The organism is Actinacidiphila sp. DG2A-62, assembly GCF_035825295.1.
Taxonomy (GTDB): Bacteria; Actinomycetota; Actinomycetes; order Streptomycetales; family Streptomycetaceae; genus Actinacidiphila.
In genome coordinates, this window is record NZ_JAYMGI010000002.1 from 5,137,501 (window position 1) to 5,162,841 (window position 25,341).

General features: G+C 72.2%; 17 protein-coding genes, 2 rRNA genes and 4 pseudogenes (1 of these 23 only partly in view). 17 read left to right on the top strand and 6 right to left on the bottom strand.

Annotated elements, in window-relative coordinates; genetic code table 11:
- From VSR01_RS23070 to VSR01_RS23115, 10 genes and pseudogenes are all read left to right on the top strand, one after another.
- A 23S ribosomal RNA gene (locus VSR01_RS23070) occupies positions 1 to 2,081 on the top strand (it extends 1,046 nt beyond the left edge of the window).
- Between the two features lie 81 nt (positions 2,082 to 2,162).
- Positions 2,163 to 2,279: ribosomal RNA gene (rrf, locus tag VSR01_RS23075) — 5S ribosomal RNA — on the top strand.
- A 74-nt stretch (positions 2,280 to 2,353) separates the two neighbouring features.
- A pseudogene (locus VSR01_RS23080) lies at positions 2,354 to 3,009 on the top strand (HAD family hydrolase).
- Between the two features lie 95 nt (positions 3,010 to 3,104).
- Positions 3,105 to 4,385, top strand: coding sequence for an MFS transporter (locus VSR01_RS23085; protein ID WP_326451069.1), 1,281 nt, complete (start codon positions 3,105 to 3,107; stop codon positions 4,383 to 4,385).
- Positions 4,282 to 5,431: pseudogene (locus tag VSR01_RS23090) on the top strand (acetoin utilization protein AcuC). Before VSR01_RS23085 ends, VSR01_RS23090 begins: the two are co-directional and overlap by 104 nt.
- Positions 5,432 to 5,580: 149 nt before the next feature.
- Positions 5,581 to 6,384: pseudogene (locus VSR01_RS23095) on the top strand (phosphatase); the annotation flags it as partial.
- Between the two features lie 126 nt (positions 6,385 to 6,510).
- Positions 6,511 to 6,723, top strand: coding sequence for a helix-turn-helix domain-containing protein (locus tag VSR01_RS23100; RefSeq protein ID WP_326451070.1), 213 nt, complete (start codon positions 6,511 to 6,513; stop codon positions 6,721 to 6,723).
- A gap of 149 nt (positions 6,724 to 6,872) precedes the next feature.
- Positions 6,873 to 6,971 carry a 30S ribosomal protein bS22 gene (locus VSR01_RS23105; RefSeq protein ID WP_003948845.1) on the top strand — a complete coding sequence of 33 codons (99 nt, stop codon included), beginning with the start codon at positions 6,873 to 6,875 and terminating at the stop codon, positions 6,969 to 6,971.
- 142 nt (positions 6,972 to 7,113) lie between these two features.
- Positions 7,114 to 8,136, top strand: coding sequence for an NAD-dependent epimerase/dehydratase family protein (locus tag VSR01_RS23110; RefSeq protein ID WP_326451071.1), 1,023 nt, complete (start codon positions 7,114 to 7,116; stop codon positions 8,134 to 8,136).
- 53 nt (positions 8,137 to 8,189) lie between these two features.
- Positions 8,190 to 9,329: a lysophospholipid acyltransferase family protein gene (locus tag VSR01_RS23115; RefSeq protein WP_326451072.1), complete on the top strand. Its 1,140-nt coding sequence runs from the start codon at positions 8,190 to 8,192 to the stop codon at positions 9,327 to 9,329.
- A 31-nt stretch (positions 9,330 to 9,360) separates the two neighbouring features.
- Here the strand turns inward: VSR01_RS23115 and VSR01_RS23120 are convergent, their stop codons facing one another.
- From VSR01_RS23120 to VSR01_RS23130, 3 genes are all read right to left on the bottom strand, one after another.
- Positions 9,361 to 10,776: a DUF5667 domain-containing protein gene (locus VSR01_RS23120; RefSeq protein ID WP_326451073.1), complete on the bottom strand. Its 1,416-nt coding sequence runs from the start codon at positions 10,774 to 10,776 to the stop codon at positions 9,361 to 9,363.
- Between the two features lie 204 nt (positions 10,777 to 10,980).
- On the bottom strand, positions 10,981 to 11,802 hold the full coding sequence (locus tag VSR01_RS23125; RefSeq protein WP_326451074.1) for an ECF subfamily RNA polymerase sigma factor, BldN family: 822 nt from the start codon (positions 11,800 to 11,802) through the stop codon (positions 10,981 to 10,983).
- A gap of 332 nt (positions 11,803 to 12,134) precedes the next feature.
- Entirely contained in the window at positions 12,135 to 13,139 is a 1,005-nt protein-coding gene (locus VSR01_RS23130) for an HAD family hydrolase (RefSeq protein WP_326451075.1), read from the bottom strand.
- Between the two features lie 75 nt (positions 13,140 to 13,214).
- Here VSR01_RS23130 and VSR01_RS23135 point away from each other — a divergent pair, with 75 nt between their 5' ends.
- The 6 genes and pseudogenes from VSR01_RS23135 (at position 13,215) to VSR01_RS23160 (ending at position 19,272) form a co-directional block, all read left to right on the top strand.
- On the top strand, positions 13,215 to 13,490 hold the full coding sequence (locus tag VSR01_RS23135; protein WP_326451076.1) for a glutaredoxin family protein: 276 nt from the start codon (positions 13,215 to 13,217) through the stop codon (positions 13,488 to 13,490).
- Positions 13,491 to 13,709: 219 nt separating this feature from the next.
- Positions 13,710 to 14,323: pseudogene (locus VSR01_RS23140) on the top strand (3'-5' exonuclease).
- Between the two features lie 131 nt (positions 14,324 to 14,454).
- Positions 14,455 to 15,165 carry a redox-sensing transcriptional repressor Rex gene (locus VSR01_RS23145; RefSeq protein WP_326451077.1) on the top strand — a complete coding sequence of 237 codons (711 nt, stop codon included), beginning with the start codon at positions 14,455 to 14,457 and terminating at the stop codon, positions 15,163 to 15,165.
- Positions 15,162 to 16,538, top strand: coding sequence for a glutamyl-tRNA reductase (locus tag VSR01_RS23150; protein WP_326451078.1), 1,377 nt, complete (start codon positions 15,162 to 15,164; stop codon positions 16,536 to 16,538). The genes VSR01_RS23145 and VSR01_RS23150 overlap by 4 nt, the downstream gene beginning before the upstream one ends.
- On the top strand, positions 16,535 to 17,530 hold the full coding sequence (gene hemC, locus VSR01_RS23155; RefSeq protein ID WP_326451079.1) for a hydroxymethylbilane synthase: 996 nt from the start codon (positions 16,535 to 16,537) through the stop codon (positions 17,528 to 17,530). Before VSR01_RS23150 ends, hemC begins: the two co-directional genes overlap by 4 nt.
- Positions 17,531 to 17,616: 86 nt before the next feature.
- Complete coding sequence (locus VSR01_RS23160; protein WP_326453770.1) at positions 17,617 to 19,272, top strand: uroporphyrinogen-III synthase; 1,656 nt, start codon at positions 17,617 to 17,619, stop codon at positions 19,270 to 19,272.
- Between the two features lie 124 nt (positions 19,273 to 19,396).
- On the opposite strand, the gene VSR01_RS23165 is transcribed toward VSR01_RS23160, so the two are convergent.
- The 3 genes from VSR01_RS23165 to argS form a co-directional block, all read right to left on the bottom strand.
- A complete protein-coding gene (locus tag VSR01_RS23165; RefSeq protein ID WP_326451080.1) occupies positions 19,397 to 19,951 on the bottom strand; it encodes a hypothetical protein in 555 nt (184 codons plus the stop codon).
- Between the two features lie 68 nt (positions 19,952 to 20,019).
- Positions 20,020 to 21,003 carry a porphobilinogen synthase gene (gene hemB, locus VSR01_RS23170; protein WP_326451081.1) on the bottom strand — a complete coding sequence of 328 codons (984 nt, stop codon included), beginning with the start codon at positions 21,001 to 21,003 and terminating at the stop codon, positions 20,020 to 20,022.
- A 147-nt stretch (positions 21,004 to 21,150) separates the two neighbouring features.
- The gene (gene argS, locus VSR01_RS23175; RefSeq protein ID WP_326451082.1) at positions 21,151 to 22,923 is read right to left on the bottom strand and encodes an arginine--tRNA ligase; all 1,773 of its coding nucleotides are present in this window, start codon (positions 22,921 to 22,923) and stop codon (positions 21,151 to 21,153) included.
- A gap of 241 nt (positions 22,924 to 23,164) precedes the next feature.
- Here argS and lysS point away from each other — a divergent pair, with 241 nt between their 5' ends.
- Complete coding sequence (gene lysS, locus VSR01_RS23180) at positions 23,165 to 24,934, top strand: lysine--tRNA ligase (RefSeq protein WP_326451083.1); 1,770 nt, start codon at positions 23,165 to 23,167, stop codon at positions 24,932 to 24,934.
- The last annotated feature ends 407 nt before the right edge of the window (positions 24,935 to 25,341 follow it).

Here is a 25,341-nt window from a genome sequence, read left to right on the forward strand (position 1 = left end):
TGAGACTGTGGGGGATAAGCTCCATGGTCGAGAGGGAAACAGCCCAGAGCATCGACTAAGGCCCCTAAGCGTACGCTAAGTGGGAAAGGATGTGGAGTCGCAGAGACAACCAGGAGGTTGGCTTAGAAGCAGCCATCCTTGAAAGAGTGCGTAATAGCTCACTGGTCAAGTGATTCCGCGCCGACAATGTAGCGGGGCTCAAGCGTACCGCCGAAGTCGTGTCACTGCAGTATGTACCCCTAACGGGGACTGTGGTGGGTAGGGGAGCGTCGTGTGCCGGGTGAAGCCGCACCGGAAGGTAGTGGTGGATGGTTCACGAGTGAGAATGCAGGCATGAGTAGCGATACACACGTGGGAAACGTGTGCGCCGATTGACCAAGGGTTCCTGGGTCAAGCTGATCTGCCCAGGGTAAGTCGGGACCTAAGGCGAGGCCGACAGGCGTAGTCGATGGACAACCGGTTGATATTCCGGTACCCGCTTTGAAGCGCCCAGTATCGAATCCTCTGATGCTAAGCCCGTGAAGCCGCCCCTGATCTCTTCGGAGTGAGGGGGAGTGGTGGAGCCGGTGACCCGAGGTGGTAGTAGGTAAGTGATGGGGTGACGCAGGAAGGTAGTCCAGCCCGGGCGGTGGTTGTCCCGGGGTAAGGGTGTAGGACGCCAGGTAGGTAAATCCGTCTGGCACGTAGTCTGAGACCTGATGCCGAGCCGATTGTGGTGAAGTGGATGATCCTATGCTGTCGAGAAAAGCCTCTAGCGAGTTTCATGGCGGCCCGTACCCTAAACCGACTCAGGTGGTCTGGTAGAGAATACCGAGGCGTTCGGGTGAACTATGGTTAAGGAACTCGGCAAAATGCCCCCGTAACTTCGGGAGAAGGGGGGCCACACCTGGTGACGGGATTTACTCCTTGAGCTGGGGGTGGCCGCAGAGACCAGCGAGAAGCGACTGTTTACTAAAAACACAGGTCCGTGCGAAGCCGTAAGGCGATGTATACGGACTGACGCCTGCCCGGTGCTGGAACGTTAAGGGGACCGGTTAGTCCTGCTTCGGTGGGGCGAAGCTGAGAACTTAAGCGCCAGTAAACGGCGGTGGTAACTATAACCATCCTAAGGTAGCGAAATTCCTTGTCGGGTAAGTTCCGACCTGCACGAATGGCGTAACGACTTCTCGACTGTCTCAACCATAGGCCCGGTGAAATTGCACTACGAGTAAAGATGCTCGTTTCGCGCAGCAGGACGGAAAGACCCCGGGACCTTTACTATAGCTTGATATTGGTGTTCGGTTCGGCTTGTGTAGGATAGGTGGGAGACTGTGATCATCGGGCGCCAGCCTGGTGGGAGTCGTCGTTGAAATACCACTCTGGTCGTGCTGGATGTCTAACCTCGGTCCGTGATCCGGATCAGGGACAGTGTCTGGTGGGTAGTTTAACTGGGGCGGTTGCCTCCTAAAGGGTAACGGAGGCGCCCAAAGGTTCCCTCAGCCTGGTTGGCAATCAGGTGGTGAGTGTAAGTGCACAAGGGAGCTTGACTGTGAGACTGACGGGTCGAGCAGGTACGAAAGTAGGGACTAGTGATCCGGCGGTGGCTTGTGGAAGCGCCGTCGCTCAACGGATAAAAGGTACCCCGGGGATAACAGGCTGATCTTCCCCAAGAGTCCATATCGACGGGATGGTTTGGCACCTCGATGTCGGCTCGTCGCATCCTGGGGCTGGAGTCGGTCCCAAGGGTTGGGCTGTTCGCCCATTAAAGCGGTACGCGAGCTGGGTTTAGAACGTCGTGAGACAGTTCGGTCCCTATCCGCTGTGCGCGTTGGAGTCTTGAGAAGGGCTGTCCCTAGTACGAGAGGACCGGGACGGACGAACCTCTGGTGTGCCAGTTGTCCTGCCAAGGGCATGGCTGGTTGGCTACGTTCGGGAGGGATAACCGCTGAAAGCATCTAAGCGGGAAGCCTGCTTCGAGATGAGGGCTCCCACCCCCGTTGAGGGGTTAAGGCTCCCAGGAGACGACTGGGTTGATAGGCCGGATGTGGAAGCCTTGTGAGGGGTGGAGCTGACCGGTACTAATAAGCCGAGGGCTTGTCTACAAGACTGTGTGTTCGCGTCCACTGTGCGGTTCTGAAACAACCAGCCCCACCCGTTGGCGGGGTGGGTGTGTTTCATGGTGTTTCGGTGGTCATAGCGTGAGGGAAACGCCCGGTTACATTCCGAACCCGGAAGCTAAGCCTTTCAGCGCCGATGGTACTGCAGGGGGGACCCTGTGGGAGAGTAGGACACCGCCGAACAATTATTAGGAGAGCGTCGACCCCGTGCAGGGGTCGGCGCTTTCTTGCGTTTCGGGGCCGGGTAGCGTGGGATCGTGCGCTATGACCTGGTCATCTTCGACAACGACGGCGTCCTCGTGGACAGCGAGGTGCTGTCCAACACCATCCTCGCCGGGTATCTGACCGAGCTGGGGCACCCCACCAGCTTCGAGGACTCGGTGCGGGACTTCATGGGCGCGGCCATCCACCGGGTGCACGACCTCGTGCGTGAGCGCACCGGGCGGGAGCTGCCGGCCGAGTTCGACGCGACCTACTACCAGCGGGTGTTCGCCGCGTTCGAGCGGGAGCTGCGGGCCGTCGAGGGGGTCGACGAGGTCCTGGGGAAGCTCGCCGCGGACGGGGTGGCGTACTGCCTGGCCTCCTCGGGGAGCCACGAGCGGATCCGGGTGGCGCTGCGGGCGGCCGGGCTGGCGGGGCGGTTCGGGGAGGAGCGGATCTTCTCGGCGCAGGACGTCGGGCGGGGAAGCCGGCGCCGGATCTCTTCCTGCACGCGGCCGAGACGATGGGCGTGGCGCCGGAGCGGTGCGCGGTGGTGGAGGACAGCCCGCTGGGCGTGCGGGCGGCGCGGGCGGCCGGGATGGCTGTGTTCGGGTTCACCGCGATGACGCCGCCGGAGCGGTTGGGCGAGGCCACGGCGCTGTTCGGGCGGATGGCGGACCTGCCGGCGCTGTTGCTGGACCGCCGTCAGTGACGTCACTGACGTCACTGACGGCGTTGCTGGGCTGACGGCACTGACGTCGTCGTAAGGCTACTCATCCGTAGCTTCGGCGCTTAGTCTCCTCCCTCATGGAGGACGCGCTGCGGCACGGGCGGGCGGCCCTTGCGGTGAGCTTCTTCGCGCAGGGGGCGCTCTTCGCGATGCTCGTGACGCGGATCCCGGCGATCCAGGACCGCTACGGGATCAGTGACGGGCTGCTGCCGGTGTTCCTGGCGGCGGTGCCGGTCCTGGCGGGCGTCGGGAGCGTGCTGACCGAGCAGGTGGTCCGGCGGGTGCGGCCGAGCGTGGTGCTGCGCTGGGTGCAGCCGGTGGTGGCCGTGGTGCTGGCCGCGCTGGGCGCGGGCGACCGGGTGTGGGTGGCGGCGCTGACGCTGGCGCTGTTCGGGGTGTGCGTCGGCGGCCTGGACGCGTCGATGAACATGCTCGGGGTGAGCCTGCAGCGGGCGTACGGGCGGAGCATCATGCTCGGGTTCCACGCGGCGTACAGCCTGGGCGGGATCGTCGGGGCGTGTCTGGCGTGGTCGGGCGCGCACTGGCACGTGGCGCTGTTCTCGTTGTACGGGCCGGCGGCGCTGGTGCTGGTGCCGCTGACGCTGACGGCGAGCCGGTGGTACCGGGACCAGCCGGGGACGGCGGTGGCGGACGGGCCGCAGGGCCAGGTGGTGATGCGGTGGCTGCTGCCGCTGTGCCTGGTGATGGCGTTCGCGTACATCGGGGACTCGACGGTCTCCAACTGGTCGGCGAAGTACCTCCAGGACACGCTGCACAGCTCGGACCAGCTGTCGACGGTGCCGTACGCGGTGTACATGGTGACGACGCTGATCGGCCGGTCGGTGGGGGACTTCGGGGTGCGGCGGTTCGGGGCCGCGGCGGTGGTGCGGCTGGGGACGGTCGTGGCGGTGGCCGGGTTCGCGGTGGTGGCGGTGGCGCCGGGGCCGTGGGTGGGGATGCTCGGGTTCACGCTGCTGGGGCTCGGGCTGTGCGTGATCGTGCCGCAGACGTTCGCGGCGGCCGGGCGGATGTTCCCCGGCGCGTCGGACTCGGCGATCGCGCGGCTGAACATCTTCAACTACGTGGGCTTCCTGGTGGGGTCGCCGCTGGTGGGGGCGCTGGGGGACGCGTGGTCGTACCGGGGGGCGATGCTGGTGCCGATGGTGCTGGTGGCGGCGACGCTGCTGTACGCGCGGTCTTTCGCGCCGGGCGGCGCCGGGTACGGTGTCGGCCATGAGCGGCCGCGCGCAGTTGATGTGGGACGAGCAGGTGGGGCGGTACGACTTCGGCCCCGGGCATCCGATGGACCCGGTGCGGCTGGGGCTGACCCGGAGCCTGGTGAGGGCGTTCGGTCTTGACACGGCGCTGAGGGTGGTGGCGGCGCCGGCCGCCGGGGACTCGACGCTGGAGCTGGTGCACCGGCCGGAGTACGTGGCGGCGGTGCGGCGGGCGGGCGCGGACCCGCGGGGCGCGGCCGGCGACTTCGGGATCGGCACCGAGGACAATCCCGCGTTCGCGGGGATGCACGAGGCGTCGGCGCTGATCGCGGGGCAGTCGGTGGGGGCGGCGGAGGCGGTGTGGCGCGGTGAGGTGGCGCACGCGGTGAACTTCGCGGGCGGGCTGCACCATGCGATGGCCGCGGCGGCGTCGGGGTTCTGCGTGTACAACGACGCGGCGCTCGCGGTGGCCAGGCTGCTGGAGCTGGGTGCGGAGCGGGTGGTGTACGTGGATGTGGACGTGCACCACGGGGACGGGGTGCAGGCGGCGTTCTGGGACGATCCGCGGGTGCTGACGATTTCGCTGCACGAGCATCCGCGGACGCTGTTCCCGCAGACGGGGTGGCCGGAGGAGACCGGCGGGCCGGGGGCGGAGGGCGGCGCGGTGAACGTGGCGCTGCCGGCCGGCACGGGCGACGGCGGGTGGCTGCGGGCGTTCCACGCGGTGGTGCCGGAGCTGGTGGCGGCGTTCCGGCCGCAGGTGGTGGTGTCGCAGCACGGCGCGGACACGCACGTGGAGGACCCGCTGGCGCATCTGGCGGTGTCGCTGGACGCGCAGCGCGCGGTGGCCGAGTCGGTGCACGCGCTGGCGCACCAGCACGCGGGGGGCCGCTGGGTGGCGCTGGGCGGTGGGGGGTACGCGGTGACGGACGTGGTGCCGCGTACCTGGACGCATCTGGTGGCGATCGCGGCGGGGGCGCCGGTGGCGCCGGAGACGGCCGTGCCGGAGGAGTGGCGTGCGGAGGTGTACGCGCGGACGCGGGCGGTGGCGCCGCTGCGGATGACCGACGGCCGGCGCGGTCTGGGAGTCGTTCGAGGAGGCCGGTTACGACCCGGCGGACCGGCTGGACCAGGCGGTGATCGCGACGCGGCGGGCGGCGTTCCCGCTGCACGGGCTGCTGCCGTAGGGGGAGGCGCGGTTCGCCACCCTTCGCCACCCCCGTTGTGGGGGTGGCCCTTCACCCGGTCGGGGTGTGTTTGCGGGGTTCACGCACCGCGTCGCGCCGGTGGTGGGGACGATCGGCGCGTGGTGAGTGTCGGCGCGCTGCGCGCGCATCTGGTGGCGGCGGGGCTTGCGGGTCGGGTGGCGACGCCGCGGGAGAAGAGCCTGCGCAGCTACGCCCTGTTCGCGCAGCGCGACCCGCGGCTGACGCTGGGCCTTGACCCGGAGGGGCGGTGGGACGCGGCGCAGTTGCTGGATCTGATGGCCGAGCGGTGCGGGGTGTCGCCGGACCCGTCGTTGCGGACCGGGCAGGACACGATCGATCCGGACTGCACGCTGGCGGCGTTGGATGCGTTCGCCGAGCGGTTGGAGCGGGCGGCGCACGACCGGGCGCCGGTCCTGTTCGGGACGTGTCATCCGGATCGGCTGCTGGGTTTCTACGCCTCTTTGGCCGCGGCGTTGTCGGCGGCGGGTTGTCCGGTGCTGACCCCGGCGTACGGCCGATGCGTGGACGTGCCGACGCAATTCGGCGTACGCCGGCACACGCTGCGCTACGTCGGCGGTGTTGCGGTGGTGCGTCCTGGGGAGGGCGGGGCGGACGGATCGGGGGGCGGGGAGGGTGCGGGCGGGGCGGCGCACACCCATTCGCCGCTGCCGGTGCGGGCGGCGCTGGCGGCCGCCGCGGAGGCCGGGGGTCCGTTTCCCCGGCTGGTGGTGGGGGACCATGGATTCCTCTGCGGCGCAGGTCAGTTGGGCATCGAGGCGATCGGTCCGGGGGACAGCGACGACCCGGCGGTGTTCGTGGCGGAGGCGGAGGGGCGGGTGGCGGTGGCGGTGCCGGTGGGGGACGCCGTACGCTCCGACCAGTATCGGCCACTGACGCGTTATGTGCTGCGGAGGGCGTGGCTCGCACACTAGTCAACCGTTCGCAACTCCTCTTCCCCACTTGCATCATCCGCCCCTAATCTGTGGGGGAGCGCACATGCCTTTTTGGCTGCCGGAGGGGAAGCCGGTGCCGTCATGTGCGGAAGGTTCAGGTGTGTCATGACTGTTACTGAAAGCCGTCCTCTCAACGAGGTCGTGTTCCTCACCGTCGCCGAAGTGGCGGCGGTGATGCGCGTGTCGAAGATGACCGTGTACCGGCTGGTGCACAGCGGTCACCTGCCGGCCATTCGCGTGGGTCGCTCGTTCCGGGTTCCGGAGCAGGCCGTCCACGAGTACCTGCGCGAGTCCTACGTGGGGGTGGAATCTGCCTGAGACGGCCTGCGAGAAGGTCCGGTAACGGGCCGGTGACGGTCTGCGTGGGCCTCGGTTACGCGTGCCACCTCCGGGCGGGTAGGCTTGGCCGACGTAGGTCGTGTGGGCTCGGACGCCCCGCACCGAGTGAAACCGAAGCGAGGGTAGTCGTGGGCTCTGTCATCAAGAAGCGGCGCAAGCGTATGGCCAAGAAGAAGCACCGCAAGCTTCTGAAGCGGACGCGTGTGCAGCGTCGCAACAAGAAGTAGGCGCGCCGGTCGCCGCTCGCCTCGCCCCCTTCTCCGCCGTCCGGGCGGAGGAAGGGGGCTGCGGCGTCTTCGGGGCCGGGTCCTGCGGCGCCCGGGCGCGGTGGTGGCGGTACGGTGGCAGTCCCCGGAGAAGGGCCGTTACGTGGGCAAGGTGGTTCTGGTCACCGGCGTCGCGCGGCAGCTCGCCGGCGCTTTCGTGCGGCGGGTGCAGCGCGAGCCCGAGGTGGGCCGGGTGGTCGCGGTGGACGCGGTGGCGCCCGAGCACGACCTGGGGGAGGCGGAGTTCGTCCGCGCGGACATCCGGCAGCCGGTGATCGGCAAGGTGCTGGCGCAGCACGCGGTGGACACCGTGGTGCATCTGGACGTGAGCGGGACCGCGCTGGGCGCGGGCGGCCGTGCCCAGGCCAAGGAGACCAATGTCATCGGCACGATGCAGCTGCTCGGCGCGATCCAGAAGGCGCCGCTGGTCAAGCGGCTGGTGGTGAAGTCGACGACCAGCGTGTACGGGTCGGCGCCGCGCGATCCCGCGGTGTTCACCGAGACGACGCCGGTGAAGTCGGTGCCCAGCGGGGGGTTCGCGAAGGACGCGGTGGAGGTCGAGGGCTACGTCCGGGGGTTCGCCCGGCGGCGGCCGGACGTGGCGGTGGCGGTGCTGCGGTTCGCCAACATCCTCGGGCCGCGCGGGGACACCCCGCTGGCGGAGTACTTCGGGCTGCCGGTGCTGCCGACGGTGTTCGGCTACGACCCGCGGCTGCAGTTCGTGCATGAGGACGACGTGGAGTCGGTGCTGCTGACCGCGACGCTGGAGGCGCGGCGCGGGACGCTGAACAGCGGCACGTTCAACATCGCGGGCGACGGGGTGCTGCTGCTGTCGCAGACGGCGCGGCGGCTGGGCAAGCCGACGGTGCCGGTGCTGCTGCCGGCGGTGACGTGGGTGGGCCGGGTGCTGCGCACGGCGGGGGTCACGGACTTCTCCAGCGAGCAGATCCGGCTGCTGACGCACGGCAGGGTGGTGGACACCCGGCAGATGCGTGAGACGCTCGGGTTCTCCCCGGCGTACACCACGGCCGAGGCGTTCCACGACTTCGCGCTGTCGCGGGGGCCCGGCCTGTTGCCGCCGAGGGTGCTGGCGGGCGCGGTGGACCGTGTGGCGGGGCTGCTGTGAGCCGGCTGTCGGGGTCGGCGGCCGGGGAGCCCGGGCAGGAAGGAGCCGAGGCCGTGGGCGATGCGAAGGTCATTCCGTTCGACGAGAACTCACGGCGGCGGCGGGCTGGCGGGGGTGCGCGGCCGGAGTCGGCCGGGGCGATCCCGGCGCAGGGCGGTGCGGGCGGGACCGTGCCGCCGGAGCAGCAGGCCGGGCAGGCCCCGGGCGAGGCCCGGGGGCGGGCCCAGGAGCAGGCGGACGCGGAGGCGCGGGACGCGGGGGCGCGGGACGAGGAGGCGCACGGCGTGGGTCCGCAGGCCGCGGCGGGGTCGGTGGGGGACGCGCTGGGCGCGGTGGCCGACCGGCTGCTCGGCGGCGACTGGGAGCGCAAGGTCGCCTCGGGGCTGGCGTTCCTGCGCCGCAGGGTCACCGGCGAGTACGAGGTCGACGAGTTCGGCTACGACGCCGAGCTGACCGACCAGGTGCTGATGTCGCTGCTGCGGCCGCTGTTCGAGCGGTACTTCCGGGTCGAGGTCAGGGGCGTGGAGAACATCCCGGCCGAGGGCGGCGCGCTGGTGGTGTGCAACCACTCCGGGACGCTGCCGATGGACGGGCTGATGGCCCAGGTCGCCGTGCACGACCACCACCCGGCCGGGCGGCACCTGCGGCTGCTCGCCGCGGACCTGGTGTTCGTCCTGCCGCTGGTCAACGAGCTGGCCAGGAAGGCCGGGCACACCCTGGCGTGCGCGGAGGACGCGCAGACGCTGCTGGAGCGCGGCGAGGTGGTCGGGGTGATGCCGGAGGGCTTCAAGGGGCTCGGCAAGCCGTTCTCCGAGCGGTACAAGCTGCAGCGGTTCGGGCGCGGCGGGTTCGTGGCGACCGCGCTGCGCACCGGGGTGCCGATCGTGCCGTGCTCGGTGGTGGGCGCGGAGGAGATCTATCCGATGATCGGCAACTCCCGCACGCTGGCGCGTGTCCTGGGCCTGCCGTACTTCCCGCTCACCCCGACGTTCCCCTGGCTGGGGCCGCTCGGCATGGTGCCGCTGCCGACCAAGTGGACGATCCAGTTCGGCGAGCCCGTCGCGACCGACGGCTACGGCCCGGACGCCGCCGAGGACCCGATGCTGGTCTTCAACCTGACCGACCAGGTGCGCGAGACGATCCAGCACACGCTGTACGAACTGCTGGTGCAGCGGCGGTCGGTGTTCTTCTGACCGGCCCGCGGGCCGACCGCCGCCGTACCGGCTAGTTGTTCGGGTCGTCGTCCGCGCCGTTCAGGCCCAGGCCCGGGAGCAGGCCGGGCAGCAGCGGCGGCAGGACCACCGAGTGCTGCGGGTCGGTCGGGCTGGGCGTGGGCGTGCCCGTGGTCGGCGTCGTCGCCGGGGGTTCGGGCAGCAGGCCGCCCGCGCCGCCGATCAGGCCCTGGGGGGTGGTGCCGGACGGCGACGGGGTGGGGGACTGGCCGGTGCCCGTGCCGTCCTGCGCGCCGCTGGCGGTGGACTGCGACGGGCTCGGCGTCCGCGCGCCCGCCGTGCCGGACCCGCCGGAGCCACGGCCGTCGTCGTCGTGGGAGGACGACCCGTGGCGGTGGTCGTGCGGCGCGGGCAGCAGCGGCTGCAGCGGTGCGACCTCCTGGTCTATGGCGGCGAAGACCGAACTCACCTGCTCGGACACGTCGGTGAGCTGGGCCGGGAGCTTGCCGCGCAGATCGCTCCAGCCCTGCCGGTGGGACTCGGCGAAGCTGTTGAGCGTCTCGATGGGCTGCAGCGAGCCGTCCTCCTTGTACGCCTGGGACAGCAGCCGGTGGCCCTCCGCGGCCTCCTGGTGCATCCCGGACAGCGCCTTGCGGACCTCGGCGACCGACTCGTCGTCCAGCTGCCCGCCGCGGCCGCGGTCCATCAGCCGGCGCGCCTCCTGCATGCGGGTGGACGCCATGTCGAGGTAGACCTTGCCGCGGGAGGCGTCGCCGCCGGCCATGTCGAGCTTGAGGTCCTCCATGCCGCGCTTGAGGCCGTAGAGGGTGTCGCCGGGCAGGGCGTTGGTGCTCGCGGCGGCCACGCCGCCGAGGGCGCCGGCGGCGACGCCGACGGTCAGGCCGCCGACCGCCAGCCGCCGCGACAGCCGGGAGCGCGGCGCGAGCTTGCGCAGGCCGGAGGCGCGGCGGCCGGGGTCGCGCTCCTCCTGGGGCTCGCCGCGCTGCTCGGGCACTCGGCCGGTGGACAGGCTGCCGTCGGCGATCGCCTGCTCCATGGCGGCGATCAGCTGGGCCCGCTGCACGGTCTTGGTGTGCGCCGACATCACCGGCCGGGGCCGGGCGCTGAGAGCGCCCGCGAGGGCCACCAGCGCGGCCTGCTCGGGGTCGGCCCGCCGGTCGGCGGCGTGGGCCCCCGCGTGGGCCGCGGTGTACCCGCCGTGGCCGGCGTGGCCGGCGTGCTGGTGGCCGTGGGCGGCGTGCGATCCGTGTCCGCCGTGCGCGCCCGCGGCGGGGCCGCGGTGCTGGTCGGTCCGGCCCTGCGTGCCGGGGCCGTCCTGGTCCCGGCCGCCGCCGGAAGCGTCCCCGGGGCCGCCCGGCTCGCCGCCGTGCTCCCCGGGGACGCCGGCGTCCTCAAGGGCCTGGGCGAAGGCGTTCGCCCGGCGGTGTGCCGTTGCCTGTCCGATCACCGGCGGCACCTCCTCTCGTCATCCACACTCGACTCCCCGTACCGCCACGATGGTTGCGCTGCCCGGGGCCGTCCACTCGATCGAGTGAAAAGCGCGGTGCGGTGCGCGGCACAGAAGTGTCTGCATGTGTTGCAACGAGTCCGAACCGGTGGGGTTACGCGACCGCGGTGGCCGCCGCACGGTCGTATCGGCGGCACCGCCGGGTCACCGGGCGTCGTCGGGCAGCAGGCGGGCCAGGGTGCGCACGGCGCGGTACTGGAGGGTCTTGATGGCGCCCTCGTTCTTGCCCATCACACGCGCGGTCTCGGCCACCGACAGGCCCTGCAGGAAGCGCAGCGTGACGCATTCCTGCTGCTGGGGGTTGAGTTTGCGGACGGCGGTCATCAGCGCCTCGTTGGACAGCGACTCCATCACGGAGTCCTCGGGGCTGCGCTCGACCTCGTTGGCGTCGAGCATCTCGCCGGTGGTCACTTCGAGGCGGAAGCGGCTGGACTTGAAGTGGTCGGCGACCAGGTTGCGGGCGATGGTGACCAGCCACGCGCCGAAGTCGCGGCCCTGCCAGGTGAAGGTGCCGATGCGGCGCAGCGCCCGCAGGAACGTCTCGCTGGTCAGGTCCTCGGCGGTGGCCCGGCTGCCGACGCGGTAGTAGATGTACCGGTAGACGGTGTCGCTGTAGTGGTCGTAGAGCCGCCCGAACGCCTCGGTCTCGCCGTCCTGGGCGCGTTCGACCAGGTCCATCATCCGGCCGCTGTCGGTGTCCGAGGAGGGCCTGCGGGCGGTCCCCTGGGCGGGGGCGGCGCCGCGCTGGGCGCCCTGGCCGTGCCGAGGGGCGGCGCTGCCGGCGCGGGTGCGTCTGCCGGCGGCGGTGCTGGTTTCGGCCATCGCGTAGGCGGGGCCGGGGACGGTGGGACCGGACGTGGCGAGGGCGGGCCCGGGCTGCGCGGGGACGTGGCGCATCAGGCAGTCGATAACCAGTGCGCGCAACGCAGCCAGGCCGGAGGTGCTAACCCCGTCGTGTGGGTACACGGGACTCCCAGAGGCAGAACTTCCATCACGTGCAGTACGGGACCGTTCACCCGTCGTGGCGACGTGTGGGTACCGGAATGCGTCTGAGGAGAATAACGCTTCGTACAGGCGACGCTACACCGAGTTGCTCAAATCGCCGTTTCCGCCGTTTCCTGTACGCATTCGCGATCGCTCAATTATCGAACGGGCGCCCGTGGTTGACCACTTCTGGTCGTGAAATGCTCGCGGAGAGAGCGTGTTGTGCCCGTGTGGCGCGAGGGGGAGCCGGGGCGCGCGGGCGGCCGGAAAGAGGCGGTCGCACGCGTCCGCCGGACGGTCGCGCGGCGTGGCGGTCAGCGGCGCCTGCGGCGGACCGCGACGGCGGCCAGGACGCCGCCGGCCAGCGCGCCGGTGCCGGCCGCCGCAGGCAGGCCGATCCTGGCCGCCTTGCGGCCGGTGCGGTAGTCGCGCAGCCGCCAGCCGTGCGCCCGGGCGTGCCGGCGCAGGCTGGTGTCGGGGTTGATCGCGTACGGGTGGCCGACCAGCGAGAGCATCGGGATGTCGTTGTGCGAGTCGCTGTAGGCGGCGCAGCGCGACAGGTCCAGGTCCTCGGCGGCGGCCAGCGCGCGGACCGCCTCGGCCTTGGCCGGGCCGTGCAGCGGCTCGCCGACCAGCCGGCCGGTGTAGACGCCGTCGACGGACTCCGCGACCGTGCCCAGCGCGCCGGTCAGGCCGAGCCGGCGGGCGATGATCGTGGCGGTCTCCACCGGCGCCGCGGTCACCAGCCACACCCGCTGCCCGGCGTCCAGGTGCGCCTGGGCGAGCGCGCGGGTGCCCGGCCAGATCTTGTCCGCCATGTACTCGTCGTAGATCTCCTCGCCGATGGAGGTCAGCTCCTCCACCCGGTGGCCCTTGACGATGGACAGCGCGCTGTCGCGGGCGTCCCGCATGTGCGCGGGGTCCTCGGCGCCGGCCAGCCGGAAGTACGCCTGCTGCCAGGCGAAGCGCAGCAGGTCGCGCTTGTGGAAGAACTTCCGCTTGTACAGGCCGCGCCCGAAGTGGAAGAGCGCGGCGCCCTGCATCACGGTGTTGTCGAGGTCGAAGAAGGCGGCGGCGCGCGCGTCGCGGGCCACCGGGGCGTCCGGAGCGGCGGCGGACGCCTCCCGCGCGGCGTCCGCGGCGCTCCGCGCGTCCGCGGTCCCGGCGGCGGCGTCCGCGTCGTGCCCGGTGTCCGCGCCGTGCTCGGCGGCCAGCGTGGCCAGTGCGCTCTCCGCGGCCTCCGCCGCGGCCGCGCCGGCCTGCACACTCCGCTCGGTCGCGGACTGCTTACGGGGGGTGAGCCATCTGAGTGCGGCCATGCACGCGAGCATAACCACGTTGCGGGGCAGGCTTGATGCGCCCGCGAAGCCGTTGTGTGAACGCGGCGCGACACAATGGCGGACATGACCCCATCGAGCACCGGACCCGCCCCCGCGGTCCGTACCGTCACGCTGATCGTCAAGCCCGGCTGCCACCTGTGCGACGACGCGCGCCAGGTCGTCGCCAAGGTCGCCGCCGAGACCGGCGCGCGGGTGACCGAGCAGGACATCACGCGGGACGCCGCGTTGTACGACCGCTACTGGGAGCAGATCCCGGTGGTCCTCGTCGACGGCGAGCAGCACACGTTCTGGCGCGTCGACGAGGCCAGGCTGCGCGCCGCCCTGACGTAGCGGCGCCCTCGCGCGGGGGAAGATCCGGCAACCGGGTGGTTTACGCGGGTTGACCGGGGTCGGGGGGCTTCACGTAACATCGGGGGCGTTTTGTACGGCCGGGGGTGAGGTTGAGGAGCGCCCCCGGTGGTCGCAGACGGCAGCGCAGGGCCCCCCGCGCCACGGGGCTTCGCCGTGGTGGACCTGGAGGCGACGGGTTCGTCCTCGCACCGGCACCGGGTGGTCGAGCTGGCCGTCGTGCTGCTGGACCGCGACCTGGTGCCGCAGGGCGAGTTCACCACGCTGGTCGACCCGCAGGGCCCGGTCGGCCCCACCCACATCCACGGCATCGAGCCGGACCACCTGGGCGGCGCGCCGCGCTTCGCCGGCATCGCCGCCGGCTGCTGGCGCTGCTGCGCGGGCGGGTGCTGGTCGGCCACAACGTCGGCTGCGACCGGGCCTTCCTGGTCGCCGAGTACGCCCGGCTGGGCCTGCGGCTGCCCGCCGTGCCGGAGCTGTGCACGATGCGGCTGGCCGCCGCCCGCGGCGCCCTGTCCGGCGGCGCCCCCTCCCGCTACCGGCCGCACGGACTGAGCCTGCGCGCGGTCGCGGCCGAGGCGGGCATCACCGACTGGAGCCCGCACACCGCGCTCGGCGACGCGCAGGCGACCGCGGCGCTGTTCGCGCAGTTCGCCGCCGGGGTCGCGGACCTGCCGGACCTGCTGGCGCTGGCCGCCGGGGTGCGCTGGCCGGAGCCGTCCGGCGTGCTGGCCGCGGCGGACGCGCTGTGGATGCGGCGGCGCACCGAACCGGCGCGCCGACCGGTGCCGAACCCGCGGCAGGGGGGCGCGTGATGCCCATCACTTCCGCCGGGCAAATCGGACACCATCTTTGTGCACGCGTTCACAAAGACATAGCCTGGCGTCCACGGGGCGGCTCCCATGACCGTGGTCGCCCTCAGCCCAGCTCTACCCGCAGGAGCACCGTGGCAACTGGCCGATCACACCGACCGGCGACCCGCGGCCGAGGGATCCCCGAGGCCACCGTCGCCAGACTTCCGCTGTACCTGCGGGCGCTGACAGCTCTGTCCGAGCGCTCCGTGCCCACCGTGTCCTCGGAGGAACTCGCCGCGGCCGCCGGGGTCAACTCGGCCAAGCTGCGCAAGGACTTCTCCTACCTCGGCTCCTACGGCACGCGGGGCGTCGGCTACGACGTGGAGTATCTCGTGTACCAGATCAGCCGGGAACTCGGGCTCACCCAGGACTGGCCGGTCGTCATCGTCGGTATCGGCAACCTGGGCGCCGCCCTGGCCAACTACGGCGGGTTCGCCTCCCGCGGCTTCCGCGTCGCGGCCCTGCTGGACGCCGACGCGGGCCTGGCCGGACGCCTGGTGGCCGGACTGCCGGTGCGGCACATCGACGAGCTGGAGTCGATCGTCGCCGACAACCAGGTGTCGATCGGCGTCATCGCCACCCCCGCCGGCGCCGCCCAGGAGGTCACCGACCGCCTGGTCGCGGCCGGCGTCACCTCCATCCTCAACTTCGCCCCCACCGTGCTGTCGGTGCCCGACGGCGTGGACGTCCGCAAGGTCGACCTCTCCATCGAGCTGCAGATCCTCGCCTTCCACGAGCAGCGCAAGGCCGGTGAGGACCGCCAGGAGCCCGACGGGGACGTGCCCGCCGTGATGCCCGCATGAGTCTTCTGGTCGTCGGGCTGTCGCACCGCACCGCCCCGGTGAGCGTCCTGGAGCGCGCCGCGCTGGGCGCCGAGGCGCGCGCCAAGCTGCTGCAGGACGCGCTGGCCGCCGAACCCGCCGCCGAGGCGGTCGTGCTGGCCACCTGCAACCGGGTCGAGCTGTACGCGGACGTCGACAAGTTCCACGCCGGCGTGGAGGAGCTGTCCACGCTGCTCGCCCGGCACAGCGCCGTCGCCCTCGACGAGCTGACCCCGCACCTGTACGTGCACTACGAGGACCGGGCCGTCCACCACCTGCTGTCGGTGGCCTGCGGGCTGGACTCGATGGTGGTCGGCGAGGGCCAGATCCTCGGCCAGATCAAGGACGCGCTGGCGGCCGGCCAGGAGCTGCACACCGCCGGCCGGATGCTCAACGACCTGTTCCAGCAGGCGCTGCGGGTCGGCAAGCGGGCGCACTCCGAGACCGGCATCGACCGGGCTGGGCAGTCGCTGGTCACCTTCGGCCTCGAACAGCTCGCGCCCGCCACCGGCGAACTGGCCGGCAAGCGGGCCCTGGTGGTCGGCGCCGGATCGATGTCCTCGCTGGCCGCCGCGACCCTGGCCCGGGCCGGCGTCGCCTCCGTCACCGTCGCCAACCGCACCGCCGAGCGGGCCGAGCGGCTGGCCGCGCTGCTCACCGAGCAGGGCGCCGCCCACGGCACCACCGCCCGCGCGATCGGCATCGCCGAGGTCCGCCGGGCGCTGCCCGAGGCCGACCTGGTGGTGTCCTGCACCGGCGCGACCGGCCTGGTGCTGACCGCCGCCGACCTGCGCGAGGCCGTCGCGGGACGCCCCGCGCACGCGCCGCTGGCGGTGCTCGACCTGGCCATGCCGCGCGACGTGGACGCCGCCGCCCACGACGTGCCCGGCGTGCACCTGGTGGACATCGAGGACCTGGCCGCCGCCTCCGCGGACGCGCCGATGGCCGCCGACGTGGACCAGGTGCGGGCCATCGTCGCCGAGGAGGTCGCCGCCTTCGGCGCGGCCCAGCGCGCGGCCCGCATCACCCCGACCGTGGTCGCGCTGCGCGCCATGGCCGCCGATGTCGTGGCGGGTGAACTCGCCCGGCTGGACGGTAGGCTGCCCGGTCTGGACGACAAGCAGCGCGCGGAGATCACCCAGACCGTGCGCCGCGTCGTGGACAAGCTCCTGCACGCGCCGACCGTGCGGGTCAAGCAGCTGGCCGGCGAGCCCGGCGGCGCGGGGTACGCGGACGCGCTGCGCGAACTCTTCGACCTGGACCCGCAGACGGTCGCCGCCATGCGCTCCGCGCCGGCCGCGCCCGCCGCGCCGGCGGCACCGGTGGTGCCAGAACCGAATCGAGGCTCCCGATGAACCCGCAGCAGTCCTCCGCGCAGGAGTCCGCCCCCGACCGGACGGCCCCCCTGCGCCTGGGCACGCGGAAGAGCACGCTCGCCATGGCCCAGTCGGGCATGGTCGCCGAGCAGGTCCGCCAGGTGACCGGCCGCGAGGTCGAGCTGGTGGAGGTCACCACCTACGGCGACGTCTCCCGGGAGAGCCTGGCGCAGATCGGCGGCACCGGCGTCTTCGTCTCGGCGCTGCGCGACGCGCTGCTGTCCGGCGAGATCGACCTGGCCGTGCACAGCCTGAAGGACCTGCCGACCGCCGCCGCGCCGGGCCTGGTGCTCGCCGCGATCCCGGTCCGCGAGGACCCGCGCGACGTGCTGATCGCCCGCGACGGCCTGACCTTCGCCACCCTGCCGCCCGGCGCCCGCGTCGGCACCGGGGCGCCGCGCCGCGCCGCGCAGCTCAACGCGTGGGCACGGTCACACGGTCTGCGGATCGAGACGGTCCCGATCCGCGGCAACATTGACACCCGGATCGGGTACGTTACTTCCGGCAAGCTCGACGCGGTCGTGCTGGCCGCCGCCGGGCTCAACCGTATCGGCCGGCTCGCCGAGGCGAGCGAGCTGATCGGCGCCGACACCGTACTGCCCGCCCCCGGCCAGGGAGCGCTGGCCGTGGAGTGCGCCGCCTCCGACCCGGAGCTGGCCGCACAGCTCGCCGAGCTCGACGACCCGGAGACCCGGGCCGCCGTGACCGCAGAGCGATCCCTGCTCGCCGCCCTCGAGGCCGGCTGCTCCGCGCCCGTGGGCGCGCTCGCCGACCTCGTGGCCGACGGGCAGGCTACCGAGCTGCGCCTGCGCGCCGTCGTCGGCACCACCGACGGCGTCACGCTGGTGCAGATGTCCACCACCGGCCCCGTACCGGCATCGGACGACGAGGCGCTGGCCCTGGGCCGCGAACTCGCCGAGGCGATGCTCGCCAAGGGAGCGGCCGGTCTTATGGGGGAGCGCACACCTTGAACCCCGCCGCCGTCGCGACAACCAACTCCGCCGGAACCACGACCGCAGGCGCGGCCGCCGGACCCGGCGGGACCGCCGCAGGCCATGTGACCTTCCTCGGCGCAGGACCGGGCGACCCCGGACTGCTGACGCTGCGCGCCGTGGAGGCGCTCGCGCTGGCCGACGTCCTGGTCGGCGACGCACCCGTGCTCGACGTGGTCCGCGCGCACGCACCGGCCGACGTGTGCACGCCCGACCTGGCCGCCGACATCGCCGCCGCGGCCGCCTCCGCGGCGGCCGAACCGACCGTCCCCGGGCCCGCCGCGGGCACCGCGAAGGGCGCGGCGCCGGGCGCCGACTCCGGTGCGTCCGCCGTCGTCTCACAGCTTGTCATGGCGTCCGCGCGGTCCGGCAAGCGGGTGGTGCGCGCCGTCGCCGGCGACCCCGGCCTGGACTCCTCCGCCGCCGCCGAGATGCTCGCCTGCGCCCAGGCCGGCATCCCCTTCGAGGTGGTGCCCGGCGTCGCCGCGGCGCTCGGCGTGCCCGCCTACGCGGGCGTCCCGCTCGCCGGCGACGTACGGTTCGTGGACGCCGCGACGGCCTCCGACCGCTGCTGGAGCGAGGTCGGCGCGAGCGACGCGACGCTGGTGGTCTCCACCACGCTGCAGACCGTCGCCGCCGCCGCGGCCGAACTCATCGCCTGCGGCCGCAAGCCCGACACCGCGCTGACCGTCACCGTGGCCGGCACCACCACCCGGCAGCGCACCTGGACCGCCACGCTGGCCGGCATCGCCGCCGAGCTGAAGGCCACCAAGGCGCTGCCCACCCCGGAGGGCCCGATCGCCGCGATAGCCGTCGTCGGCGAGCGCACCGCGCAGCGCAGGCACCTGTCGTGGTTCGAGACCAAGCCGCTGTTCGGCTGGCGGGTGCTGGTGCCGCGCACCAAGGAGCAGGCCGAGTCCCTGTCGGACCAGCTGCGCTCCTACGGCGCGGTGCCGCACGAGGTCCCCACCATCGCCGTCGAACCGCCGCGCACCCCGCAGCAGATGGAGCGCGCGGTCAAGGGCCTGGTCACCGGCCGCTACGAGTGGATCGCGTTCACCTCCGTCAACGCGGTCAAGGCGGTGCGGGAGAAGTTCGAGGAGTACGGCCTGGACGCGCGGGCGTTCGCCGGGATAAAGGTCGCGGCGGTCGGCGAGCAGACCGCGCGGGCGCTGGTCGACTTCGGCGTCAAGCCGGACCTGGTGCCCAGCGGCGAGCAGTCCGCGGCCGGCCTGCTGGAGGACTGGCCGCCCTACGACCCGGTGTTCGACCCGATCGACCGCGTCTTCCTGCCGCGCGCCGACATCGCCACCGAGACCCTCGTGGCCGGCCTGGTCGAACTCGGCTGGGAGGTCGACGACGTGACGGCCTACCGCACCGTCCGCGCCTCGCCGCCGCCGGCCGACACCCGCGAGGCGATCAAGAGCGGCGGCTTCGACGCGGTGCTGTTCACCTCGTCCTCGACGGTCCGCAACCTGGTCGGCATCGCCGGCAAGCCGCACAACGTCACGGTGATCGCCTGCATCGGTCCGGCCACCGCGAAGACGGCCGAGGAGCACGGGCTGCGGGTCGACGTGATGTCCCCCGAGCCGTCCGTCCACGCGTTGGCGCAGGCGCTGGCCGACTTCGGGACGGCGCGGCGGCTGGCCGCGGAGGAGGCGGGCGATCCCGTCACCCGCCCGTCGGAACGCCGTCCCGGCGCCCGCCGCCGCCGGGTCTAGGCTTCCAGCCCGCTGGCGCGGATCCGGCGCGGCCGGGTCGGCGTCGGCCGGGCGCCGGGCCCCGACCCCAGGGGGTGCGGCGTCCAGCGGCTACTTGAAGACGACGGTTACTTGAAGACGACTGCTACTTGAAGACGACGACGGTCGAGCCCTTGACCGTGTTGTTCCAGATCTTCAGCGCGTCCGCGCGGTGCACGCGGACCGCCCCCGTGTGGAGGGAAGGGTTCGGCGGCGTCACGTTGTCGCTGACCGGCGCGGAGAACGCGACCCACGTCTCCGCGGTGTACTCGAAGAAGACGACGTGCTCGATGGCGACGCCGTCCGTGCCGGTGCTCGACGCCGTGCGCTTGCTGACGTAGTACACGCCCGGCTTCGCGAGCACCGTGCCGGGCTGGACCAGGAAGCTGGAGACCGCGCCGGTCTTGGAGACGACCCACACGCGGTTCTGGCTCACCGAGTAGACGATGCGCTTGCCGGTGTCGCCGCCCTGCGGGACCGGCGGCGGGGTCTGCGGCGCCGTGGGGCGGGCGGACGCGGAGGGGTGCGGCGTGGGGCGCGCGGCCGTCGGCTTCGCCGGCACATCGCCGTTCGCCTGGAAGGCCAGCACGCAGACCGCGGCCAGCGCCGCGCCGGTCAGCCCGGTCACGGTGGCCCACGAGGGTATGCCTCGGCGGCTCATCTGCGGTTCCTTCCTCCCCTGGTGCCGGCCCGGGGGGCCGTGTCCGGGCCGGCCCGGTGCCCCAGAACCTACAGGCCGCGGGCGACTTCCGTGGCCCAGTAGGTCAGGATCAGGTGCGCCCCGGCCCTGCGGATCGACGTCAACGTCTCCGCAATCGTACGGTCCCGGTCGATCCAGCCGTTCGCCGCCGCCGCCTCGACCATCGCGTACTCGCCGGAGACCTGGTACGCCGCGACCGGCACGTCCGTCTCCGCGGCGACCTTGGCCAGCACGTCCAGATACGGCAGCCCCGGCTTGACCATCACCATGTCCGCGCCCTCGGCCAGGTCCAGGGCCAGTTCGCGCATCGACTCGCGCAGATTCGCCGGGTCCTGCTGGTAGGTCTTGCGGTCGCCCTTGAGGGAGGAGCCGACGGCCTCGCGGAAGGGCCCGTAGAACGCGGAGGCGTACTTCACGGTGTACGCGAGGATCGACACGTCCTGCCGGCCCACCCCGTCCAGCGCCCGGCGGACCACGCCCACCTGGCCGTCCATCATCCCCGAGGCGCCGAGCACATGGGCGCCGGCGTCGGCCTGCACCCGGGCCATCTCGGCGTAGCGCTCCAGCGTCGCGTCGTTGTCCACCCGGCCCTGCGCGTCCAGGACGCCGCAGTGGCCGTGGTCGGTGTACTCGTCCAGGCACAGGTCGGACATGATGACCAGGTCGTCGCCGACCTCCTTGACCACGTCGCGGATGGCGACCTGGAGGATGCCGTCGGGGTCGGTGCCCGACGAGCCCACCGCGTCCTTCGTCTCCGGCACGCCGTACAGCATCAGGGCGCCGACCCCGGCCTCGACGGCCTCGACGGCCGCCGCGCGCAGGGTGTCACGGGTGTGCTGCACCACACCGGGCATCGACGGCACCGGCACCGGTCGGCTGATCCCCTCGCGGACGAACGCCGGCAGGATCAGATCGGCGGGGTGCAGTCTCGTCTCGGCCACCAGCCTGCGCATCGCGGGCGTGGTGCGCAGCCGCCTCGGCCGCGCCCCCGGGAACTCGCCGTACCTGGTCATCGACCACTCCTCCTCCGGGCGTCCTCACCCACCACGGTACGCCCGCGCGCGGCGTGCTCTTCCCGACGCCCAGTCGGCGCCGGAGCCCGCGGGAACAGCGCTCCCACGGGCTCGGCGGGCAGTCGTCAGAGCCTCGTCAGAGGCTCGTCAGAGGCGCTCGGGGGTGCGGATGCCGAGCAGCGCCAGGCCCTGGTGCAGGGTCCGCGCGGTCAGCTCGCACAGGAACAGGCGGTTCTCCACCTGCGCCGGGCCGCCGTCCGCGGTGAGCACCGGGCACTGCTCGTAGAACGTCGTGAACAGCGAGGCCAGCTGGTAGAGATAGGCGGCCAGGCGGTGCGGCTCGTAGGTCTGGACGACCTCGGCCAGGGCGTCGGCGAACGCGTCCAGGTGCAGGCCCAGCGCCCGCTCGGCCGGCTCCAGCGCCAGCTCCGGGTGGGCGGCCGCCTGCTGCCCCGGCCCGGCCTTGCGGAAGATCGACCGGGTCCTGGCGTAGGCGTACTGGAGGTACACGCTGGTGTCGCCGTTGAGCGAGACCATCCGGTCCAGGTCGAAGACGTAGTCCCGGCCGAGGGAGGTGGACAGGTCGGCGTACTTGACCGCGCCGATGCCCACCTGCCGGCCGTTGGCCTCGATCTCCTGCTCGGACAGGCCGATCTTCTCGCCCTTGTCCCGCACCACGGCGGTGGCCCGCTCGACCGCCTCGTCCAGCAGGTGCTCCAGCTTGACGCTCTCCCCGGACCGGGTCTTGAACGGCTTGCCGTCCTTGCCGAGCAGGGTGCCGAACGGCAGGTGCCGCACGGTCACCTCGTCGGTCAGCCAGCCGGCCCGCCGGGCGGTCTCGAAGACCATCCGGAAGTGCAGCGACTGCCGCACGTCCACCACGTAGAGCAGGGTGGTGGCGTGCAGGTTCCCGGTCCGGTCGCGGATCGCGGACAGATCGGTGGCCGCGTAGCCGAAGCCGCCGTCGGTCTTGCGGACGATCAGCGGGACCGGCTCGCCGTCCTTGCCCTTGATGTCGTCGAAGAACACGCACAGCGCGCCGTTCGACCACACGGCGACGCCGGCCTTCTCCAGCAGGTCGCAGGTCTCGACCAGCATGTCGTTGTAACCGGACTCGCCGACGATGTCCTCGTCGTGGATCTCGATGTCCAGCTTCCGGTAGACGGAGTCGAAGTAGATCTTCGACTCGTCCACGATCTGCTGCCACAGGCCGAGCGTCTCGGGGTCGCCGGCCTGCAGGTCGACCACCCGCCGCCTGGCCCGGTCCTTGAATCCCTCGTCGCTCTTGAAGAGCGCGCCGGACGCCTTGTAGAGCCGGTCCAGCCGGGACATCGACGCCTCGCCGGCGTCCGCCTCGTCCTCGGTGTGGTCCAGTTCGTGCGGGTGCTCGATGAGGTACTGCACGAGCATGCCGAACTGGGTGCCCCAGTCGCCGATGTGGTGCCTGCGGACCACCTTCTCGCCGCCGAACTCCAGGATCTTCACGATGGCGTCGCCGATCACCGAGGACCGCAGGTGGCCGACGTGCATCTCCTTCGCGACGTTCGGCTGCGCGTAGTCGATGACGGTGGTGCCGGGGTGCTCCAGCACGGGCACGCCGAGCCGGTCGTCGGCGGCCCGGGCGGCCAGGTTCGCGGTGATCGCGGCGTCGGCCACCGTGATGTTCAGGAACCCGGGCCCGGAGACCTCGACGGCGGCGATCACCTCGTCGGCGGGCAGCGCCCGCAGCACCTCGGCGGCCAGCTCCCGCGGATTGGCCTTGGCCCGCTTGGCCAGGCCCAGCACGCCGTTGGCCTGGAAGTCGGCCCGGTCGCTTCGGCGCAGCAGCGGGTCGGCGTCGGCGGCCGACGGGGCCGCGGCAGCCAGAGCTGCGGCCACACGCTGCTGGAGCGAAGCGGACAGGGAGGGGACCGAGGCCATGGAAGTGCCGTTTCCGTGTGAGTGGGTCGTGGAATGCCCGGCGGGACGCCGACTGTGTCGAGTATCCCATGGCGACCAGCGCGGCCAACCGGTTATCCACAGGGGGTGAGCGGGCCGGCGCGGCCCCCGGCGGTTGTCCACAGGCACGGGCGGGCGCGGTGGCGGATCTGGGAGAATGGACGGCGTCGAGCAACCGCCGCACCAACCCGCCGTCGAGAACCATCCCAGGAAGAAGAGGACCGTGGCTCAGAGCACCGAGGCCGACTGGGTCTCCCGTTTCGCGGACGACGTGATCGCCGAGTCGGAGCGCCGCGCACCCGGGACCGTGACATCAGTCGCCGGCGCTCCGGTTGTCGTCGTCGCGTCCGGGCTCAGCCCCTCCGGGCCGATCCACCTGGGCAATCTGCGCGAGGTGATGACCCCGCACCTGGTCGCCGACGAGATCCGCCGCCGCGGCCACCGGGTCCGGCACCTGATCTCCTGGGACGACTACGACCGCTACCGCAAGGTGCCGGCCGGAGTGCCCGGGGTGGACGAGTCGTGGGCCGAGCACATCGGCAAGCCGCTCACGTCGGTGCCCGCGCCGGCCGGCTCCGCGTACCCGAACTGGGCGGAGCACTTCAAGGCCCAGATGATCGAGGCCCTCGCCGAGCTGGGCGTGGAGTACGACGGCATCAGCCAGACCGCGCAGTACACCTCCGGGGCCTACCGCGAGCAGATCCTGCACGCGATGCGGCACCGCGCGGAGATCGACGCGATCCTCGCGCAGTACCGCACCAAGAAGGCCGCGCCGGCCAAGAAGCCGGGCCAGGGCCGGAAGCCGGTCGACGCGGCGGAGCTGGAGGCCGAGGAGGGCTCGGGCGCCGCCGCCGAGGACGACGGCAGCGCCACCGCCGGCTCCGGCGTCGGGTACGTCCCGTACAAGCCGTACTGCGCGGACTGCGGCAAGGACCTCACCACGGTCACCGCGTACGACGACGAGACCACCGAGCTGACGTACACCTGCGCGTGCGGGCACGGCGAGACCGTCCGGCTCAGCGAGTTCGACCGCGGCAAGCTGGTGTGGAAGGTCGACTGGCCGATGCGCTGGGCCTACGAGGGCGTGGTCTTCGAGCCGTCCGGCGTCGACCACTCCTCGCCCGGCTCGTCCTACCAGGTCGGCGGGCAGATCGTCGGACCGATCTTCGGCGGGAAGCAGCCGATCGGACCGATGTACGCGTTCGTCGGCATCTCCGGCATGGCCAAGATGTCGTCCTCGCGCGGCGGCGTGCCCACCCCGGGCGACGCGCTGAAGATCATGGAGCCGCAGATCCTGCGCTGGCTGTACGCCCGCCGCCGCCCCAACCAGTCCTTCAAGATCGCCTTCGACCAGGAGATCCAGCGGCTGTACGACGAGTGGGACGCGCTGCGGCGCAAGGTCGACGAGGGCACCGCGCTGCCCGGCGACCTGGCCGCGTACGCCCGCGCGGTCGGCACCGCCGGCGGGGAGCTGCCGCGCACCCCGCGCCCGCTGCCGTACCGCACGCTCGCCTCGGTCGCGGACATCACGGCCGGCGCGCGGGAGCAGACGCTGCGCATCCTGTCCGAGCTGGACCCGGCCCGGCCGCTGTCCTCGCTGGACGAGGTCCGCCCCCGGCTGGACCGCGCGGAGAACTGGATCGCCACCCAGGTCCCGGCCGAGCAGCGCACCCTGGTCAGGTCGGAGCCGGACCGGGAGCGGCTGGCCGCGCTGGGGGAGTCCGAGCGCGGCGCGCTGAAGCTGCTGGTCGACGGGCTCGACGAGCACTGGTCGCTGGACGGCCTGACCACGCTGGTCTACTCGGTGCCCAAGGTGCAGGCCGGCCTGGACCCGCAGGCCAAGCCGACGCCGGAGCTGAAGGTCGCCCAGCGCTCGTTCTTCGCGCTGCTCTACGAACTGCTGGTCGGCCGCGACACCGGCCCCCGGCTGCCCACACTGCTGCTGGCCGTCGGCCAGGAGCGGGTGCGCGCGCTGCTCGGCGCGGAGAGCTGAGGCAGCGCCCGCGGCCGGGCGGTCGAGCGGCCGCGGGCGCTGCCTCACCGGGTCTGTCGCGCCCGCCCGGTTCGCCGTGGCCCGCCCCCGCCCGGCGAAATGTCGGAATGCGGGGCCCCGGGAAATCCGGAATTCTGCCTACCGTTTGTGTGTCGGGCCGCGGAACATCGGCCCGGCGGGGCGTTCTCGTTTCGGTGAGTAATGGTCCGATGTGCCCGGCAATGACCGCGCTCATGGCGGTCTGGCCTGCGCGGGAACGCGCAGGAAAACGCCTTCCCTATTTCTTCTGCCCGCACGGGTTTTTCCTCAAGTGCGGGTAAAGAATGCGGAGCCCCGTGCGAAAACCCGCCTCGGCAGGATTGGGCACGGTTGCCGCGGTGCAAGAGTGCTTCTCGGGGGGCGCGCAC

Excerpts from the sequence above, each read along its gene's own strand:
- VSR01_RS23085 (WP_326451069.1), top strand. The coding sequence starts at position 3,105 with ATGGAGGACGCGCTGCGGCACGGGCGGGCGGCCCTTGCGGTGAGCTTC.
- VSR01_RS23100 (WP_326451070.1), top strand. The coding sequence starts at position 6,511 with ATGACTGTTACTGAAAGCCGTCCTCTCAACGAGGTCGTGTTCCTCACC.
- VSR01_RS23130 (WP_326451075.1), bottom strand. The coding sequence starts at position 13,139 with ATGGCCGCACTCAGATGGCTCACCCCCCGTAAGCAGTCCGCGACCGAG.
- VSR01_RS23135 (WP_326451076.1), top strand. The coding sequence starts at position 13,215 with ATGGCGGACATGACCCCATCGAGCACCGGACCCGCCCCCGCGGTCCGT.
- VSR01_RS23150 (WP_326451078.1), top strand. The coding sequence starts at position 15,162 with ATGAGTCTTCTGGTCGTCGGGCTGTCGCACCGCACCGCCCCGGTGAGC.
- hemC (WP_326451079.1), top strand. The coding sequence starts at position 16,535 with ATGAACCCGCAGCAGTCCTCCGCGCAGGAGTCCGCCCCCGACCGGACG.
- VSR01_RS23165 (WP_326451080.1), bottom strand. The coding sequence starts at position 19,951 with ATGAGCCGCCGAGGCATACCCTCGTGGGCCACCGTGACCGGGCTGACC.
- hemB (WP_326451081.1), bottom strand. The coding sequence starts at position 21,003 with ATGACCAGGTACGGCGAGTTCCCGGGGGCGCGGCCGAGGCGGCTGCGC.
- argS (WP_326451082.1), bottom strand. The coding sequence starts at position 22,923 with ATGGCCTCGGTCCCCTCCCTGTCCGCTTCGCTCCAGCAGCGTGTGGCC.